Source organism: Paraburkholderia sartisoli (assembly GCF_900107685.1).
GTDB classification, from domain to species: Bacteria; Pseudomonadota; Gammaproteobacteria; order Burkholderiales; family Burkholderiaceae; genus Paraburkholderia; species Paraburkholderia sartisoli.
The window spans coordinates 88,770-105,240 of record NZ_FNRQ01000002.1 but is presented as its reverse complement, the minus strand read 5'-3'; the positions used below and the strand labels follow the sequence as shown (position 1 = coordinate 105,240).

The following is a 16,471-nucleotide window of genomic DNA, read 5'->3' as shown; positions in this document are numbered from 1 at the left end:
CAGGAAGTCTTGAACCCGTATTATCCCTCATCCCGTGATTACGCCTGCAAGCTGGCCGAATGGCTAATGATCGAACGCAAGTTGCCGGGCCCACGCCGGGCGAGGCGGATGCCGGTGACTCCGCCGCGAGGCGTCACGACCCGCGTGACGGGGCGCGCGCAGTCGTCACCCCTGGCCGGATGGCTAACGCACCGGTTTCGGCTCAAATGTTCGGGAGGGTGGAGTTACAATGTGACCCATGTCAGATCCCCGCTTCGTCCATCTTCGCGTCCACTCCGAATTCTCGATTGCCGACGGCATCGTGCGCCTTGACGACATCGTCAAGGCCGCTGCCGCGGACGGTCAGGGCGCGCTCGCACTCACCGACCTCGGCAACGCGTTCGGTCTCGTTCGTTTTTACAAGGAAGCGCGTGGCAAGGGCGTCAAACCCATTGCCGGTTGCGACGTCTGGATCACGAATCCCGACGATCGCGACAAGCCTTCGCGGCTGCTGCTGCTCGTCAGGAACCGGCAGGGTTACCTGAATCTCTGCGAGCTGCTTTCCAGGGCGTGGCTTACGAACCAGTATCGCGGCCGTGCCGAAGTTGAAGTCAGCTGGCTCGAATCGGATCTGGGCGAAGGGCTGCTCGCGATCTCCGGCGCGCAGCAGGGCGACATCGGTCTTGCGCTTGCCGCGGGCAACGAGGAAGCCGCGAAGCGCAATGCGCAACGCTGGGCGAAACTGTTTCCGGGCGGTTTCTATATCGAGTTGCAGCGCTGCGGCCAGCCGGGCGGCGAAGCGTACGTGCAGCAGGCCGTCGCCATTGCGGCGGCGCTGAAACTGCCGGTCGTCGCCACGCATCCGCTACAGTACATGACGCCGGACGACTTCACCGCGCATGAGGCGCGTGTCTGTATTTCCGAGGGCGACATACTCGCCAATCCGCGCCGCCAGAAGCGCTTCACGACCGACCAGTATTTCCGTACGCAGGAAGAGATGGCCGCGCTCTTCGCGGACATTCCATCGGCGCTTGCGAATACCGTCGAAATCGCGAAACGCTGCAATCTGACGCTCGAACTCGGCAAGCCGAAGCTGCCGCTGTTCCCGACGCCCGATGGCATGTCGCTCGACGACTATCTTGTCCAGCTTTCGAAAGAAGGCCTCGAAAAGCGGCTCGAGCAGCTGTACCCGGAGCCGGCCGAACGCGAGGCCCAGCGCGACACGTATTTCCAGCGCCTCGAATTCGAGTGCGGCACGATCATCAAGATGGGCTTCCCGGGCTACTTCCTGATCGTTGCCGACTTCATCAACTGGGCGAAAAACAATGGCGTGCCGGTTGGCCCGGGCCGGGGCTCGGGCGCGGGCTCGCTGGTCGCGTACGCGCTGGGCGTGACCGACCTCGATCCGCTGCGCTACAACCTGCTGTTCGAACGTTTCCTGAATCCGGAACGGGTATCGATGCCTGACTTCGATATCGACTTCTGTCAGGAAGGGCGTGACCGCGTCATCCAGTACGTGAAACAGAAGTACGGCGCGGATGCGGTTTCGCAGATCGCGACCTTCGGCACGATGGCTGCGAAGGCCGCGGTGCGGGATATCGGACGCGTGCTCGACCTTGGCTACATGTTCACGGACGGCATCGCCAAGCTGATTCCGTTCAAGCCCGGCAAACACGTCACGATCGCCGACGCGATGAAGGAAGAGCCGCTGCTGCAGGAGCGCTTCGACAACGAAGACGAAGTGCGCCAGCTGCTCGAACTCGCGCAGCGTGTGGAAGGCCTGACGCGTAACGTCGGCATGCACGCGGGCGGCGTGCTGATCGCGCCTGGCAAGCTGACCGATTTCTGTCCGTTGTATACGCAGGGCGACGAGAGTGGCGTCGTGAGCCAGTACGACAAGGACGACGTCGAAGCCGTCGGCCTCGTGAAGTTCGACTTTCTGGGCCTCACCACGCTGACGATCCTCGACTGGGCCGAGCGCTACATCCGGCGTCTGGACCCATCGAAGCAGGACTGGTCGCTCGCGCAGGTGCCGCTCGACGACCCGGCGTCGTTCTCGATCCTGAAGAAGGCCAATACGGTTGCGGTGTTCCAGCTGGAAAGCCGCGGCATGCAGGGCATGCTGAAGGACGCGCAGCCTGACCGCTTCGAGGACATCATCGCGCTCGTGGCGCTGTACCGTCCGGGTCCGATGGATCTGATCCCGAGCTTCTGCGCGCGCAAGCACGGGCGCGAAGTCGTCGAGTATCCGGACCCGCGCGTCGAACCTGTTCTGAAAGAGACCTACGGCATCATGGTCTACCAGGAGCAGGTGATGCAGATGGCGCAGATCATCGGCGGCTATTCGCTGGGTGGCGCCGACCTGTTGCGTCGCGCGATGGGCAAGAAGAAGGCCGAGGAAATGGCCGAGCACCGCGCGTTGTTCCGCGAAGGTGCGGCGAAGAACGGCCTGACGGGCGAAAAGGCCGACGAGATCTTCGACTTGATGGAGAAGTTTGCCGGCTACGGCTTCAACAAGTCGCACGCGGCCGCGTATGCGCTGCTCGCGTACTACACGGCGTGGCTGAAGGCGCATCACCCGGCGGAATTCATGGCGGCGAATATGTCGCTCGCCATGGACGACACCGACAAGGTCAAGATCCTGTTCGAAGACTGCATCTCGAACGGCATGAAGGTCTTGCCGCCGGATATCAACCAGTCGGCGTATCGCTTCGAGCCGGTCGCGGAAGCCGACGGCAAGCGCTCGAAAACGATCCGCTATGGTCTGGGCGCGATCAAGGGCAGCGGTCAGAACGCGATCGAAGAAATCCTTCGCGCGCGTGAGGACGGCCCGTTCATCGATATCTTCGATTTCTGCAACCGTATCGACCGTCGGATGGTGAACCGTCGCACGGTCGAGGCGCTGATACGCGCGGGTGCGTTCGATCTGCTGCATGACAACCGCGCGCAGCTGATCGCGTCGGTGTCGCTTGCCATGGAAGCCGCCGACCAGGCGAGCGCCAACGCGATGCAGGCGGGCCTCTTCGACATGGGCGACGAGCCTTCGCAAGGTCATGAGCTTGTCGATGAACCGGCATGGGCGGAAAAGAAAAAGCTGCAGGAAGAAAAGGCCGCGCTCGGGTTCTATTTGTCTGGCCACCTGTTCGATGCATACAAGGGCGAGGTGCGCCGGTTCGTGCGCCAGAAGATCGGCGAGCTGAAGGAAGGGCGCGACAAGCTGGTGGCTGGCGTGATCGCGTCGCTGCGCACGCAGATGACCCAGCGCGGCAAGATGCTGATCGCGCTGCTGGATGACGGTACCGGCCAGTGCGAAGTCACGGTGTTCAACGAAACGTTCGAGGCGCACAAGCAGCTTTTCAAGGAAGATGAACTACTGGTGGTGCAAGGGCAGGCGCGCAACGACGCGTTCACAGGCGGCATTCGTTTCACGGTCGATGCCGTGATGGATCTCGAACGCGCGCGGAGCCGTTATGCGCAGGCGGTGAAAGTCGAGATGAACGGGAACGCAGACGCGATCGCACTGCGTCGCGTGCTGGAAGCCCATTGCGCAGGCCCCGAGGAGGCCGCGAAGGCCGCGCCGGTCGCCGCGCGCGGCGGGCGTGGTGGTAGCGGAGGTGGCGGTGGCTATGGCGGCGACCGGCAGCGCACGCCTGTCCATATACCCAACGGCCTCGCCGTGCAGGTCGTCTATCGCAGCGAGCACGCGGAAGGCGAAGTGCGTCTGGGCGACGCCTGGCGCGTCAAGCCGACAGACGAACTCATCGCGGCGTTGCGCGGTGAGTTCGCGGGTAGTTCGATTGAGATTGTGTATTGATGGGATGGCCGGGTTGCCCGTGCGATTCGAATGGGCAAAACCGGTGGCGAGCCGTGGTCATGCGTGATGGGCGTTCCGCCCATGTTATTTGTTGCTTGCACGTGGCAAGCGGATGCAGGGTGCCGGCAACGAGCGATCGGCTCCCGTCAACGAACCCCGGCTGCTATCGCTGCGTCTTCTTTCCCAGCCGCGACAGCTTCAAAAACCGGTAGTACACAGTCTCCGCGTTGAAGAGCGCAATCATGAAGCCCGCGCGCCCGTCGAGAAATCCACGCCGCAGTACGTAAGTCCTCACGAACGCCCAGGCACTCCGCCCGAGTGCCATGCCGAAACTGCCGCGCTTGCCCGCTGTATGACGTTGCTGCGCACCCGCTGTCGAATACGCGTCGAGTTTGCGCAATACGCTTTCGAAGTCCTCGTAGGAATAGTGCATCAGCTTGCCGGTCAGTTGCTGTACCGGTGCGTCGAACACCAGGCGCTCATGCACGAGGTCGTCAGAGAAATGGGCAACGCCGCTCTTGAACAGACGCGGAATCCAGTCCGGATACCAGCCGCTGTGATGAATCCAGTGGCCGCAAAAGCTCGATAGCCTGTCCACCGCGTAGACATCGGCGGTGGGCGCTGCCAGCGCCGCGCGGATCGCCGCGGCCAGTTCCGGCGAGACGATTTCGTCGGCGTCGATCGAGAGAATCCAGTTGGTGGTGAGCGCGGCCACGGCACGGTTTTTTTGCGGGCCGAAGCCCTGCCAGTCGGTTTGATCGAGTACGCGGGCGCCGTATGCACGGGCGATGTTAACTGTACCGTCGGTGCTGCCACCGTCGATCACGACGATCTGATCGGCGAAGGCCACGGCCTGAAGGCATTCGGCCAGTCGCGCCGCCGCGTTTTTTGTGATGATGGCGACACCTAGGGTGGTTTCTTGCATACCGGATTTGCGTGGAGGGTGCGGGGTGACGGAATGGGTCGCACAAGTATACACAGCGCATTCGCAACGTTCGAAACGGCACAAATCGAGGGGGAAGGCACCAGGCGTTTGCGATTGGTCCTTCTTCAGCGTTTGCGCCCCTTCGTTCGTCAGCCAGCCGCTCGGCCAGATCCGTCCGTCCCATATCTTCCGGTCGTCATTCTCAACCGTTTACAATACTGTTTTTTGATATTTTGCGCGTCGGGCATTCCGTTCGCTGCGCGGATGCTGTCCCGCATTCTCAGAGGATTCCTTGAGCGCGAAGCCAACGTTAAGCAAACCCATCGGTTCAGGTGAGGCATCGTCGCCTGCCGTCGTCTTTCGACGCTTGTGGCCGTATATCAAGCCGCTGATGTGGGTAGTGGTCGGCGCGATCGTCGCAATGGCAGCGAGCGCCGCGACTGATGCGGCGATTCCCGCGTTGCTCAAACCGCTGCTGGACAAGGGCTTCGGTGCGCATGCCAGCGACAACGCCAGGTGGTTCGTGCCGGTCGCCGTCATCGGTCTCGCGCTGATTCGCGGTGTGTCGCAATACGCGTCTGGCTATCTGCTCGCGTACGTGTCAAACAAGATCCTGCTCGAACTGCGGCTGAAGATGTTCAATCGCATGATTCACACGAGTGTGGCTTTCTTCCAGCGCGAAACCGCGAGCACGGTGATCAACGCGATCGTCTTCGAGGTGAACCAGATTCTCAACGTGTTGTTGAGCGTGATGGTCACGCTGGTGCGCGATTCGCTGACAGTAGTTTTCCTGCTTGGCTATCTGTTCTATCTGAACTGGCGCCTGACGCTGATCGTCGCGGTGTTGCTGCCGGGGATCGGCTGGCTGGTCGGTAAGATCAACCGCCGTTTGCGACGGCTGAACCGCGAGCATCAACTGCTGACCAACGAACTGTCATATATCGTCGAAGAGACGGTGGGCGGCTACAAGGTCGTCAAGGTACACAACGGCGAGCAGTACGAGACGGACCGATTTACGGCAATGAGCAAGCGTCTGCGCGGTTACGCGATGCGTATGACGATCTCTGGCGGCCTCGCGCAACCGTTGACGCAGTTCCTTGCGTCGATCGCGCTCGCCGTGGTGATTACGATCGCGGTAGTGCAGTCGTCGTCGGATCAAACCACTGTCGGCGGTTTTGTCGCATTCGTCACGTCGATGCTGCTGATCATTTCGCCGCTGAAGCACCTGATGGACGTGAACCAGCCGCTGCAACGCGGCATGACGGCGTGCGAACTGATTTTCGGCCTGATCGACGAGCCGTCTGAACCGGAGGGCGGCGGCAAGTTGCTCGATCGCGCCCGAGGCGAAGTGGAATTCCGCGACGTGTCGTTCATGTACGGCAGCAATGCCACGCACAACCGTCACACGCTCGACCAGGTGTCGTTCAGGGTGGCGCCAGGCGAAATGGTGGCACTCGCAGGCCCGTCGGGCAGCGGCAAGACGACGCTGGTAAATCTGCTGCCGCGCTTTTTCGATCCGACCGGCGGCGAGATACTGGTCGACGGCGTCGCATTGCCGGAATACGATCTGCACGCGCTGCGCAGCCAGATCGCAATGGTGAGCCAGGACGTGGTGCTGTTCAACGACACGGTGGCGAACAATGTCGCTTATGGCCAGACGGCCGATCCGGACAAGGTCAAGGCGGCGTTGCGCGCGGCCAACCTGTGGGACACGGTCGAGGCGATGCCCCATGGCATCGATACTTTGGTCGGTGACAACGGCATGATGCTCTCGGGCGGTCAACGGCAACGTCTGGCGATCGCGCGTGCGATCTACAAGGACGCGCCGATCCTGATCCTCGACGAAGCCACCTCGGCGCTGGATTCGGAATCCGAACGTCACGTGCAGGCGGCGCTGGAAACCTTAATGAAGGGCCGTACCACACTTGTGATTGCGCACCGTTTGTCGACCATCGAGCGCGCCGACCGGATTCTGGTGATGGAAGCAGGACGTATCGTCGAGCGGGGCAGCCACCGCGAGTTGCTCGCGCACGGCGGCCTGTATGCGCATCTGCATCGCATCCAGTTCCAGCAGGATGTAGCGTGAGAGGGCGCGTGAGCAAGTCAGCACGCGGGTGCCAGCCATGAAGATCGGCATCTCCAGCAACGCCCTGAAACACAGCGGCGGCCTCGAGCGTTACGCGATGGATGTCGTTCGCGGCCTCGCCGCGGTGGGCATCGAACCGGTATTTTTCGCGCGCCGGTTCGACATGTCGATACCGGAAAGCAGACTGGTCAAGCCGCACCGTATTAATGTCTCATTTCTTCCGGGCAAGTTGCGCGACAGCTGGTTCGCCTGGCGACTTCGAAGAGCGCGCCGCGCGGAACCGGTCGATGTGCTTATCGGCTGCAATCGCGTCGATACGTCCGAGATTGCAATATGCGGGGGCACCCATCTGGGTTTCCTTCGCGCGACGGGCCGTCAGGCGCGCCGCTCGGATCGCTTGCAGATCGCGCTGGAGCGTCGCCAGTACGAGCAGGCGAGCGTGATCGTCGCTCATTCGAAGTTGATGGGCGACGAGTTGCACGAACTCTACGGCATCGATGAAGCCAGAATCAGCGTGCTATACCCGCCGGTCGACGGCGCGCGTTTTGCACCCGTGGATCCACAGCGGCGCGCCGAACTACGTCGCAGATTTGGCTTCGCCGACGATGAAATCGTGCTGCTTTTTCCATCCAGCAGCCATGAGCGCAAAGGCCTGCCGTTGATCGAAGCCGCGTTGCTTGATACCTCGCTGCCGGTGGTTGTCGCTGTCGCAGGGCGGCCACCCGAACGGACGTCCGGGCGGGTGCGCTACATCGGCTATGTCAAGAATCTGGAAGACGCGTACCGTGCCGCCGACTTTACGATTCTCGCGTCGAAGTACGAGCCTTTTGGTCTTGTGGGTGTGGAGTCGGTGATGTGCGGTACACCGGTGATCTTTCCGTCGAGCATCGGCTGCGTTGACGCGATTGCGGCTCACGCAAAGTTCATTTTCGAGCCGGACAGCAAGTCGGGCTTGTGCGCGGCAATCGAGCGTGCTGTTTTGCAACACCGTGCGGAAAGACCACAGGTGAGCTCACTGATGAGCGGCGCAACCAGCGGATCCGCCAGCCCCGTACTCTACGACGCGAGCGTGACCAGCCACGTCGAAGCGCTGCTGGCGCTGGCAAAAGACATCGACGCCAGAAAAGGTGCAACGGGGCTCGCTCGTTGCTGACCTTTAGTACGGCAAGGTGCCAAGGGTCACATGTTACAATTTGAGATTGCCCAGAAGGGCCGTGTTGACCCGCCTTGTTTACCGGTGGCAGCGCGGGCAATGGCGCCTTGATTCCCGGTTTACGCCCGCTATGACATTTGCCGGCACTGTGCCATCGGATGTGATCTACAAAAATCAATCCACTCGATATCCTGCCTGCGCATGCGGCCTTGTCCGGCAACATGAAGGCATCGGGAGCGAGCCCGGCACCAGCCCTTTCATGACACGATGAGTCGACTTCCCGGACGTATTCGCGTATTCGCGCGGGCCTTGCCGAGGCTTGCGCTTAAGCCGCTGCGTCGCAGACCGGCCAGGTTGCAACGCATTCTGATCGCGCATCATCTGCTGCTTGGCGACACGCTGCTGCTCACGCCGCTTATCGCAAAGCTGCGCGCCTTGTATCCACTCGCGCAGATCGTCCTGCTTTGCCCAAAGCCCATTGTCCCGATCTATGCGGGTCGGCCTTTCGACGTGGACGTCATGCCGTTCGATCCACGTGATTCGTCGACCGTCACGGCGGTACTGGGTTCGGGTCCTTACGATCTGGGGATCGTCGCGGGAGATAACCGGTTTTCCTGGATTGCGCTCGGCGCGGGATGTCGCTGGATCGTCGCGCATGATGGCGACGTGCCGGCCTGGAAGAATTGGCCCGTGGACGAGGCTGTGCCTTATCCCGTCACGCCTGCCGCGTGGGCCGACCTCACGACCGATCTGATCGAGGGGCCGCCGCCGCGTCCTTTCCAGCCTGCGGACTGGCCCGCGCCACCGTATACCGCACTGCCGAATGCAACGGCCTTTCCCGATCGCCGCTATGTTGTGCTGCATCCCGGCGCAAGCACGGGCGTGAAGCGCTGGCCGCAAGACCGGTGGCGTGAGCTCGCGCAGTTCGTTGTGTCGCTCGGCTATGTCCCAGTGTGGAGCGGTGGCCCGCGTGAGGTCGATCTAATTGGCAATATCGATCCCGACCCGTCACATCCGAACCTGGCAGGGCAGCTTGGACTCGGAGAATTATGGCATCTGTATGCCGGGGCGGCGGCGATCGTCTGTCCCGATACCGGGGTCGCGCATCTGGCGCGCATCGTCGGGGTGCCAGCGGTTGCGCTGTTTGGACCGGGCAATGCGTCCATCCATGGTGCCGGGCAATACTGGCGCGACGCGCCTTTCGTTTCCGTCACCATTGCCGATATGTCATGCCGCGACCAGCCATTCATCTTTCGTCGAAAGGTCGCGTGGGTCCGCCGCTGCGACCGCAGCGAGACAACCTGCGTCGCATTGGACGGTAATTACACGGACTGTATGAACCGCCTTTCGGTCGAATCGGTGTGTAATGCACTGCGAAGTGTTCTGGTGAAATCCTGATGAAAAATCCGTCCATGCGCGTCGGGCAGGCGCTCTGGATCGCCTGCCCGGTCATCCTGTTTGTAGTGATGTTTGGGCATATGACGGGCATCGTCAACGTGGCCCTGGTCGTGCTGGCGATCGGCACGCTTGGCGCTGCCTTTTCGGCTGATCGTCCGTCCGTGCTGCGCTGGCCGCTGATGGTTCCAGTGCTCGCGTGGGCGGCGTGGACCGCTGGTGCGGTCGCATGGTCGGCCTGGCCGGAGGTCAGTCTGCATGCATGGTTTGACGAAGTGCTGTATCCGCTCGTTGCGTTCTGGGCTTTCTGGCTGGTCGGGTCGCGGGCGGAGCAGCCGGCGCGTCTCGCGCTAGTCACCTGGGTCGCATGCCTGTTGCTCGCGATCATGAGTGCGCTCAACTGGGGGCACTTGCAGCCACCGACGCCGATGACGTTCCCGCTGCATTACTACAACCGTGTCGGCCACACGAGTACGCTCGCAATGTTCGCTATCCCCGTGTTTGCTGGCCTGATGCTGGGGTGGCGCTGGCGTCTGACTGGCGCGCTGGGCGTCGTCGCGTGTCTGTTCATCGGGCTGGCGACGCTCAATCGATTCTTCTGGCCAGCCGTCGCCGTGACGCTTCTGATCGCGCTGTTTCCCCTGTACCGCAAACGGGTGCTGCTCGCACTGGTTCTTATGCTGGCGGTTGCCGCCGCTGGTGTCGGTACGCTGGAGCTAAGCGCGCGGCTGCGTTTTGGCAATGCCGCACCGCCGCCGGAGCAGCACGTGCTCGTCTTGGATGGGCACACGTTCTATGTGCCGGCGTCGCTATCTGGAATCGACGACACGCTCTCTTCGGATACGCGTCCGAAGTTGTGGGCTTTCTACGGTGCGGTGGGCGAATCGCACACATGGACCGGCATCGGGTTTGGCAAGCCGTTGCCAGGTATGGTGTACCGCGCACAGATGCCGGCGAGCCTGCTAAACATCGAGCCGCTGGCGCCCACTCATGCGCACAATCTCTTTCTGAATACGTGGCTGCAGACTGGTGTGATCGGTGTGGTGTTGCAGAGCTTGCTGCTGCTGTGTCTCGTGCGGCGCTTCTGGCGGTTCCGGCTGACTGCGCCGTGGGTGTGCGCAGCCGGGATCGCGCTGGTGGCCGGGATGGTCGTCAAAAATTTCACCGATGACTTCATGTGGCAGACGACGATGCTTGCTTTCTGGTCGTTCGCCGGTCTGCTACTCGGTAGTGGCGAGCGGAAGGCGCATCTTCTTCCGTCTGCACGGTCCGCATCGCCCGTTTCCATGCGGACGGGGCGACCGACGATGCAGGAAAAAGGGCCGCTTCTCATCGCGACGCATCAAAACGGTTCACACGGGTCTGACGCATGAAATACAGTACCACCGGCCACGATTCGGCACCGCCTGAGCGACCATTGCGCGTCCTGTTTCACATCAACGACTTCGGCAACGGCGGTACAGAGACCGCGCTGCTATCGTGGCTCAATATGCTCGACCGGCGCTATTTTTCGCCCAGCCTGTCGGTCGGATATCCGACCGATGAACTTGCCTCTTGGCGTGCGCGTTCGATTCCTGAAGACGTACCGGTACACGTACTGGCGTCGCAGAGGTGGATGCATGCGTGGCATGACGAAGCGCGCGGGCGCAAACTCGGCCGCGGCAAAAAGCTGCTGCACAAGTTGCTCACCTATGCCGCGATTCGACCACTGGCCGGAAAGCGATTTCGCGAGATCGCGGGTGAACACGATATCGTGTGCGACTTCGATTTTTCGCTACGGCACCTGGCGGGCAGTGGCGATCTTCCGTGGTTCGGCGTCAGCCACTTCAGCCTCGCGACGCGGCTCGGTAGCAAGAGCGCGCGATATCGCGCGCGGCGCATCCGTCAATATTTGCGGTACTCAGCATTCGCCGTGTTGACGCCGGATATGTTTCGCGAGGCGACCGATCTGCTTGCCTCGACCGGCCTCGCGATCTTGGAACTGCCCAATGTGATCGATCTGGAAGCGATCCGTCGCAACGCGCGCGCGGCGGTTGATAAGGCAGCGGAGCGGTTCATCGTGTCCGTGGCGAGGCTGGACGAAGGACAGAAAGATCACCGGACATTGCTGCGTGCTTACGCACAGGCGCGTACGCGAATGCTGGAGCCCGTTGATCTGGTATTGATAGGCGAGGGGCGTGATCGGGGGGTGCTGGAGCAACTCGTCGATGAACTCGGGATTCGCGCGTCGGTACATTTTCTGGGTTTTTGCGGGAATCCGTTTCCGCATATCCGACAGGCTGAAATGCTGGTGCTGAGCAGTCGCTACGAAGGGCTTCCCATGGTGCTGAGTGAAGCGATGGCGCTCGGCACGCCGGTCATCTCGACGGATTGTCCGACAGGGCCGCGTGATCAGCTCGATGGGGGCAACGCCGGGCTCCTCGTGACGGTGGGTGACGTCGAGGGCATGGCTCAGTCAATCGAACGTCTGCTGACGGACAACGATCTGCGAACTTCGCTCACCCGGCATGCGCGTGCGAAAGTGGAAACGTTCAGCGCCCTGCCCGCGAATGAGCGGATGCTCGCGCTGGCGCGACAACTGCTGGCTTCGCACGGAACTACGAGACAGGTTTCGGTCAGCTAGGGTGGTTTCACACCCCACCCGTCACCAGCGGCAACACCGACAGATCCGGATGCGTGCCGTCGACGATACTGCGTCCGACGTGAATCGCCTCGGCTAGCGCCTCTTCAAGGGTTGCGAACGTTTCTTCCCCATCCGCGTGAAAGGGCACTGCATGCCCGGGAATCGCCGGATCGGCGCCCGGGTGACACACGTAGCCGACGTACACATACGGTCCAGGTGGTCGCTGCGGCTCGCTTTCGTGCTGCTCTTTCGCATACGGCGCCGCGTGAATCTCGAAGCCCTCGTACTCGACAACCTGCCAGGGTGCGTGTTCGTCGGACATGTTGGCCTCCATCCGGGCTGCCTTTCTCGACGTGATGTGATGCGACCCGCTTCGGGCCGTGCGATTCCGGTCGGGCTCGCGCACCGCGTCAATGCCGGTGGCGCATGCGATCCCACAGCCGGTGCCCGTCGAGCCGGGTGCGCGCGTGATGCACTTCGTGAAGCGCCCGGTGTTCGCGCCGGTAGCGTGACGCAACCAGCAATACGGCGACGACAATCGCCGCCAGCCCCACCACGATGCTGACCATCGATTCAGCCATGGCAGCCTCCGTCCAGATCGACCTCATGCAAGAATTCTAGGTGATCCACGGGGAAACGAACGCCGCCTGGGCCATGCGCTGAATCACGGCTTGACCATACCCAGCTGTTTCAACAGGGTCAGGTTGTCTTCGAGATGCCAGTTTTCGACGATCTGGCCACCCTTCACGCGATACAGATCGAACGCCTGAAAATCGACGGTCTGGCCATCGCCCCTGACGTTCTGGAACTGGCCGGTGAAATGTCCGCGAAAGTGCAGTTGGACCGATGCCCGATCGCCGGCCACCAGGGTCCTGCGGGCGACCGTCCGGCAGACGGCGAACGCATTTTCGGACAGTCAGTCTGGTTTGATAATCAGACGAGAGATTGAAGGATTATCTATGAAAATTTGAAGATATCAGTGCCTGCCGTTGTGACAAACGGCATGACAGCAACCCGCACGAAACTAGCTTTGACTGACGAGTTCGCCCGGAATCTCAACGTTCCCGGACAGACCCGTCGCTGCATCCGCGCGGTAGGGCGTGCCGGCGCGGACGAACTCTTCCAGTTGCAGCAGCAGGCTGTCGATCGAGCAGAGCTGGGCTTTGGAAAGATGTTCGGTGTCGAGCAGCCGGTAAAGGCGCTTTCGCCAGTAGGCGGGCGGCAGAATGGGCCCGCCGAGGTCTCCATGCAACGATGGCCGCATCACGCGCGTGATATGCGCGATGTCCTGGTCGATCAAGGTCATCATGTGAGCCCCCGTGACGCTTTCATTTATGTTGGTCGGTGACCTGTTTTGCTTTACGTCTGATGATTACTGTAGATCGGATTTCGCATTCTGCCAACTATCTCGATAAAAAGCAGTACGGGATCGCCCGAATGTCGGTGCGTGGGGCTCGCAGCATGATGGCAAACCTTGAAGGCATGGTCCGGATAGCCTTCGTGGTGTTTCGGCGAATTGTGAGAGAGTACTCGGGCCGACGGTTGTCCGTCTTTGCAATTCTGGACGCCAATCCAGGTTCGCTGTTATCTCAGTGACGGCGAAGAACAGGATCGGTTTCGGGAAGAGTCGAATAAATTTTTGTACTAACAAATATGTCTTGATCCGCCAAATAAACGTTAATACAATAAATCCCATGCAGATCGAATTCGACACCGTCAAGCGGGACAAGACCCTTGTCGAACGAGACCTTGATTTCGCGCGTGCCGCCGAGATCTTCGCGGGTCGGCAATTCACCGCCGAAGACTTGCGCGAAGACTACAGCGAAACGCGCTTCACCACGGTTGGCAAGCTGGGCTGGCGCATGGTTGTAATGGTCTGGACTCCGCGCGGCGAGGTGCGCCGCATCATCAGCATGAGGAAGGCAAATGAACGTGAAAAAGCACGCTACGCCGCCCGCCTGGACTGACCCTGACGACGCGCCGGACCTGACCGACGAATTTTTTCAGCAGGCAGACGAGTACTTCGGCGAGAAACTGGTGCGCCGGGGTCGGCCGAAGGGCAGTGACAAGACAGCGACAACTGTCCGTTTTGACAATGATGTTCTGGAGGCTTTCAAGGCGACCGGTCCGCGCTGGCAGACGCGGCTCAACGCCGCTGTGCGCGACTGGCTCAAAACGCACAGGCCGGAAGAGGTTGATGTCTGACGGTGAGTCGCAGCAGACGCAAGATGTCGATACACGGCATCACGACAACCGTGAGTGAGGCGGAGGACACGGCCGTTACATCAGCACAATATCGTACTGCTCCTGGCTGAGATTCGACTCCACCTGCAACGACACCGGCTTGCCGATAAAGTCGATCAGCATCGCCAGATGTTGCGACTCTTCTTCGAGAAAGAGGTCGATCACCTGCTGCGACGCGACGACGCGAAACTCGCGCGGATTGAACTGGCGCGATTCACGCAGGATCTCGCGCAGCACGTCATAACACACCGTGCGCGACGTCTTCACCTGACCTTTGCCGAGACACACCGGGCACGGCTCGCACAGCACGTGCGCGAGCGATTCGCGCGTGCGCTTGCGTGTCATTTCCACGAGACCGAGTTGCGAGAAGCCGTTCACGGTCACGCGCGTGCGATCGCGCGAGAGCGCCTTCTTCAGTTCGCCGAGCACCTGGTCGCGATGCTCGAGATTTTCCATGTCGATGAAGTCGATGATGATCACGCCGCCCAGGTTGCGCAAACGCAATTGCCGCGCGATCGTGTGCGCCGCTTCGAGGTTCGTCTTGAAGATCGTATCGTCGAAGTTGCGCGCGCCGACATAGCCGCCTGTGTTCACGTCGATGGTCGTCATCGCCTCGGTCTGGTCGATCACCAGATAGCCGCCCGATTTCAGATCGACGCGCCGCGACAGCGCGCGCTGGATTTCCGTCTCGATGTTGTAGAGATCGAAGAGCGGCCGCTCACCGGTGTAGTGATGCAGCTTCGACGACACCGCCGGCGTGAATTCCGCCGCGAATTCGGCAAGCATCTGGAACGTCTCACGCGAATCGACCTGGATGCGCGAGGTCTCGTCGTTGACGAAGTCGCGCAGCACCCGTTGCGCGAGATTCAGGTCCTGATACAGCAGGCTCGTGGGCGGCATGCGCTGGCCTTGCGAGACGATCGTCGTCCACGTCTTGCGCAGATACGCGACGTCGGCGGCGAGTTCCTCGCTGGTCGAATCCTCGGCGATGGTGCGCACGATGTAGCCGCCTTTCTCGTCGACCGGCAGCACGGCGGTGAGCCGCGCGCGGATCGCTTCGCGCTCGGCTTCGCTTTCGATTTTCTGCGAGATGCCGATGTGCGGTTCCTGCGGCAGATAGACGAGCGTGCGCCCCGCGATGCTGACCTGCGTCGAAAGCCGCGCGCCCTTCGTGCCGATCGGATCCTTCACGACCTGCACCATCAGCGACTGGCCTTCGAACACGATCTTCTCGATCGGCTGATGCGTCGCCTGATGCTGCGGTTCGCCCGCGAGGCGCGGATGCCAGATGTCGGCCACGTGAAGGAATGCCGCGCGTTCGAGCCCGATATCGATGAAGGCGGATTGCATACCGGGCAACACGCGGACGACCTTGCCGAGATACACGTTGCCGACGCGGCCACGCGAGAGCGTGCGCTCGACATGAAGCTCCTGCACAGCGCCTTGCTGGACGAGCGCGACGCGCGTTTCCTGGGGCGTGACGTTGATCAGGATTTCTTCATTCATGGTCTTGTTCTAGAAGTCGATGCGCGCTGCGCGCAGGAGGGCGGCGGTTTCAAAAAGCGGCAAACCCATGATACCTGAATAGGATCCTTCGATATGCTCGATAAACTCCGCGGCGCGGCCCTGCACGCCGTAAGCGCCGGCCTTGCCGAGCGGCTCGCCGGTGGCGGCGTAGCGCCGCAGCGCATCGGCCCCGACGGCCGCGAAGCGCACGCGTGAAGTCGACAGCACGGCGGGCAGCAGCGTGCCGTCCGCGGTCACCACGGCGACGGCCGTCAGCACTTCGTGATCGCGCCCGGCAAGACGCGTGAGCATCGCAACGGCATCGTCGGCGCCGGCGGGTTTGCCGAGGATCGCGTCGTCAATGGTGACGGTTGTGTCCGCAACCAGAATCGGCGCGCCCGCATGGCCGCCCGCGACAAGCCGCGCACGCGCCGCCTGCGCTTTCGCGACGCACACGCGCATCACGTAATGATGCGCGCGCTCGCCGGGCAGCTCGGCTTCGAGCGCCTCGGCGTCTTCATCGGGGCGGGGCAGCAGCAGTTCGAAACGCACGCCGAGCTGCTGGAGCAGCTCCTGGCGGCGCGGACTTTGCGAAGCGAGATAAACGAACGGATAAGACGCAGCGGACGACGATGTCATGAACGGATCTCGTGAAGGCCAATCGCTTGTGGGGCGCGCAGGCGACCGGAGCGAAGCGAGATCGTCACACTGTGGGATGGGGATCGTCGGCTGCCGGTCGCCTCGCG

At 61.8% G+C, this 16,471-nt stretch carries 15 protein-coding genes; 8 read left to right on the top strand and 7 right to left on the bottom strand.

The features are described 5' to 3' along the window. Window positions 1–238: 238 nt before the first annotated feature. A complete protein-coding gene (gene dnaE, locus BLV45_RS07660) occupies window positions 239–3,793 on the top strand; it encodes a DNA polymerase III subunit alpha (RefSeq protein WP_090531470.1) in 3,555 nt (1,184 codons plus the stop codon). A gap of 163 nt (window positions 3,794–3,956) precedes the next feature. Here dnaE and BLV45_RS07655 read toward each other — a convergent pair whose 3' ends face one another. Beyond that, window positions 3,957–4,718 carry a glycosyltransferase family 2 protein gene (locus BLV45_RS07655; RefSeq protein WP_090531469.1) on the bottom strand — a complete coding sequence of 254 codons (762 nt, stop codon included), beginning with the start codon at window positions 4,716–4,718 and terminating at the stop codon, window positions 3,957–3,959. Between the two features lie 292 nt (window positions 4,719–5,010). Here BLV45_RS07655 and msbA point away from each other — a divergent pair, with 292 nt between their 5' ends. From msbA to BLV45_RS07630, 5 genes are all read left to right on the top strand, one after another. Next, a complete protein-coding gene (gene msbA, locus BLV45_RS07650; RefSeq protein WP_090531467.1) occupies window positions 5,011–6,804 on the top strand; it encodes a lipid A export permease/ATP-binding protein MsbA in 1,794 nt (597 codons plus the stop codon). Window positions 6,805–6,841: 37 nt separating this feature from the next. Then, window positions 6,842–7,957 (top strand): glycosyltransferase family 4 protein, encoded by a 1,116-nt coding sequence (locus tag BLV45_RS07645; RefSeq protein ID WP_090531465.1) that lies wholly within the window; start codon window positions 6,842–6,844, stop codon window positions 7,955–7,957. 267 nt (window positions 7,958–8,224) lie between these two features. Continuing rightward, window positions 8,225–9,355, top strand: coding sequence for a glycosyltransferase family 9 protein (locus BLV45_RS07640; protein WP_090531463.1), 1,131 nt, complete (start codon window positions 8,225–8,227; stop codon window positions 9,353–9,355). Next, on the top strand, window positions 9,355–10,725 hold the full coding sequence (locus tag BLV45_RS07635; RefSeq protein WP_143130395.1) for an O-antigen ligase family protein: 1,371 nt from the start codon (window positions 9,355–9,357) through the stop codon (window positions 10,723–10,725). The genes BLV45_RS07640 and BLV45_RS07635 overlap by 1 nt, the downstream gene beginning before the upstream one ends. Continuing rightward, a complete protein-coding gene (locus BLV45_RS07630; RefSeq protein ID WP_090531461.1) occupies window positions 10,722–11,975 on the top strand; it encodes a glycosyltransferase in 1,254 nt (417 codons plus the stop codon). Before BLV45_RS07635 ends, BLV45_RS07630 begins: the two co-directional genes overlap by 4 nt. Before the next feature lie 7 nt (window positions 11,976–11,982). Here the strand turns inward: BLV45_RS07630 and BLV45_RS07625 are convergent, their stop codons facing one another. From BLV45_RS07625 to BLV45_RS07615, 4 genes are all read right to left on the bottom strand, one after another. After that, a complete protein-coding gene (locus BLV45_RS07625; protein ID WP_090532783.1) occupies window positions 11,983–12,297 on the bottom strand; it encodes a hypothetical protein in 315 nt (104 codons plus the stop codon). A gap of 88 nt (window positions 12,298–12,385) precedes the next feature. Further along, the gene (locus BLV45_RS27445) at window positions 12,386–12,556 is read right to left on the bottom strand and encodes a hypothetical protein (RefSeq protein ID WP_176954101.1); all 171 of its coding nucleotides are present in this window, start codon (window positions 12,554–12,556) and stop codon (window positions 12,386–12,388) included. Between the two features lie 83 nt (window positions 12,557–12,639). Continuing rightward, a complete protein-coding gene (locus BLV45_RS07620; RefSeq protein ID WP_281246309.1) occupies window positions 12,640–12,891 on the bottom strand; it encodes an ester cyclase in 252 nt (83 codons plus the stop codon). A 108-nt stretch (window positions 12,892–12,999) separates the two neighbouring features. Beyond that, window positions 13,000–13,284 carry a hypothetical protein gene (locus tag BLV45_RS07615; protein WP_245753157.1) on the bottom strand — a complete coding sequence of 95 codons (285 nt, stop codon included), beginning with the start codon at window positions 13,282–13,284 and terminating at the stop codon, window positions 13,000–13,002. Window positions 13,285–13,669: 385 nt separating this feature from the next. On the opposite strand from BLV45_RS07615, the gene BLV45_RS07610 reads away from it, so the two are divergent. After that, window positions 13,670–13,942, top strand: coding sequence for a BrnT family toxin (locus BLV45_RS07610; RefSeq protein WP_090531459.1), 273 nt, complete (start codon window positions 13,670–13,672; stop codon window positions 13,940–13,942). Further along, a complete protein-coding gene (locus tag BLV45_RS07605; protein ID WP_090531457.1) occupies window positions 13,902–14,180 on the top strand; it encodes a BrnA antitoxin family protein in 279 nt (92 codons plus the stop codon). The genes BLV45_RS07610 and BLV45_RS07605 overlap by 41 nt, the downstream gene beginning before the upstream one ends. A 75-nt stretch (window positions 14,181–14,255) precedes the next feature. On the opposite strand, the gene rng is transcribed toward BLV45_RS07605, so the two are convergent. Beyond that, the gene (gene rng, locus BLV45_RS07600) at window positions 14,256–15,725 is read right to left on the bottom strand and encodes a ribonuclease G (RefSeq protein WP_090531455.1); all 1,470 of its coding nucleotides are present in this window, start codon (window positions 15,723–15,725) and stop codon (window positions 14,256–14,258) included. 9 nt (window positions 15,726–15,734) lie between these two features. Then, window positions 15,735–16,364, bottom strand: a complete 630-nt coding sequence (locus tag BLV45_RS07595; RefSeq protein ID WP_090531453.1) for a Maf family protein — start codon at window positions 16,362–16,364, stop codon at window positions 15,735–15,737. Window positions 16,365–16,471: the final 107 nt, after the last annotated feature.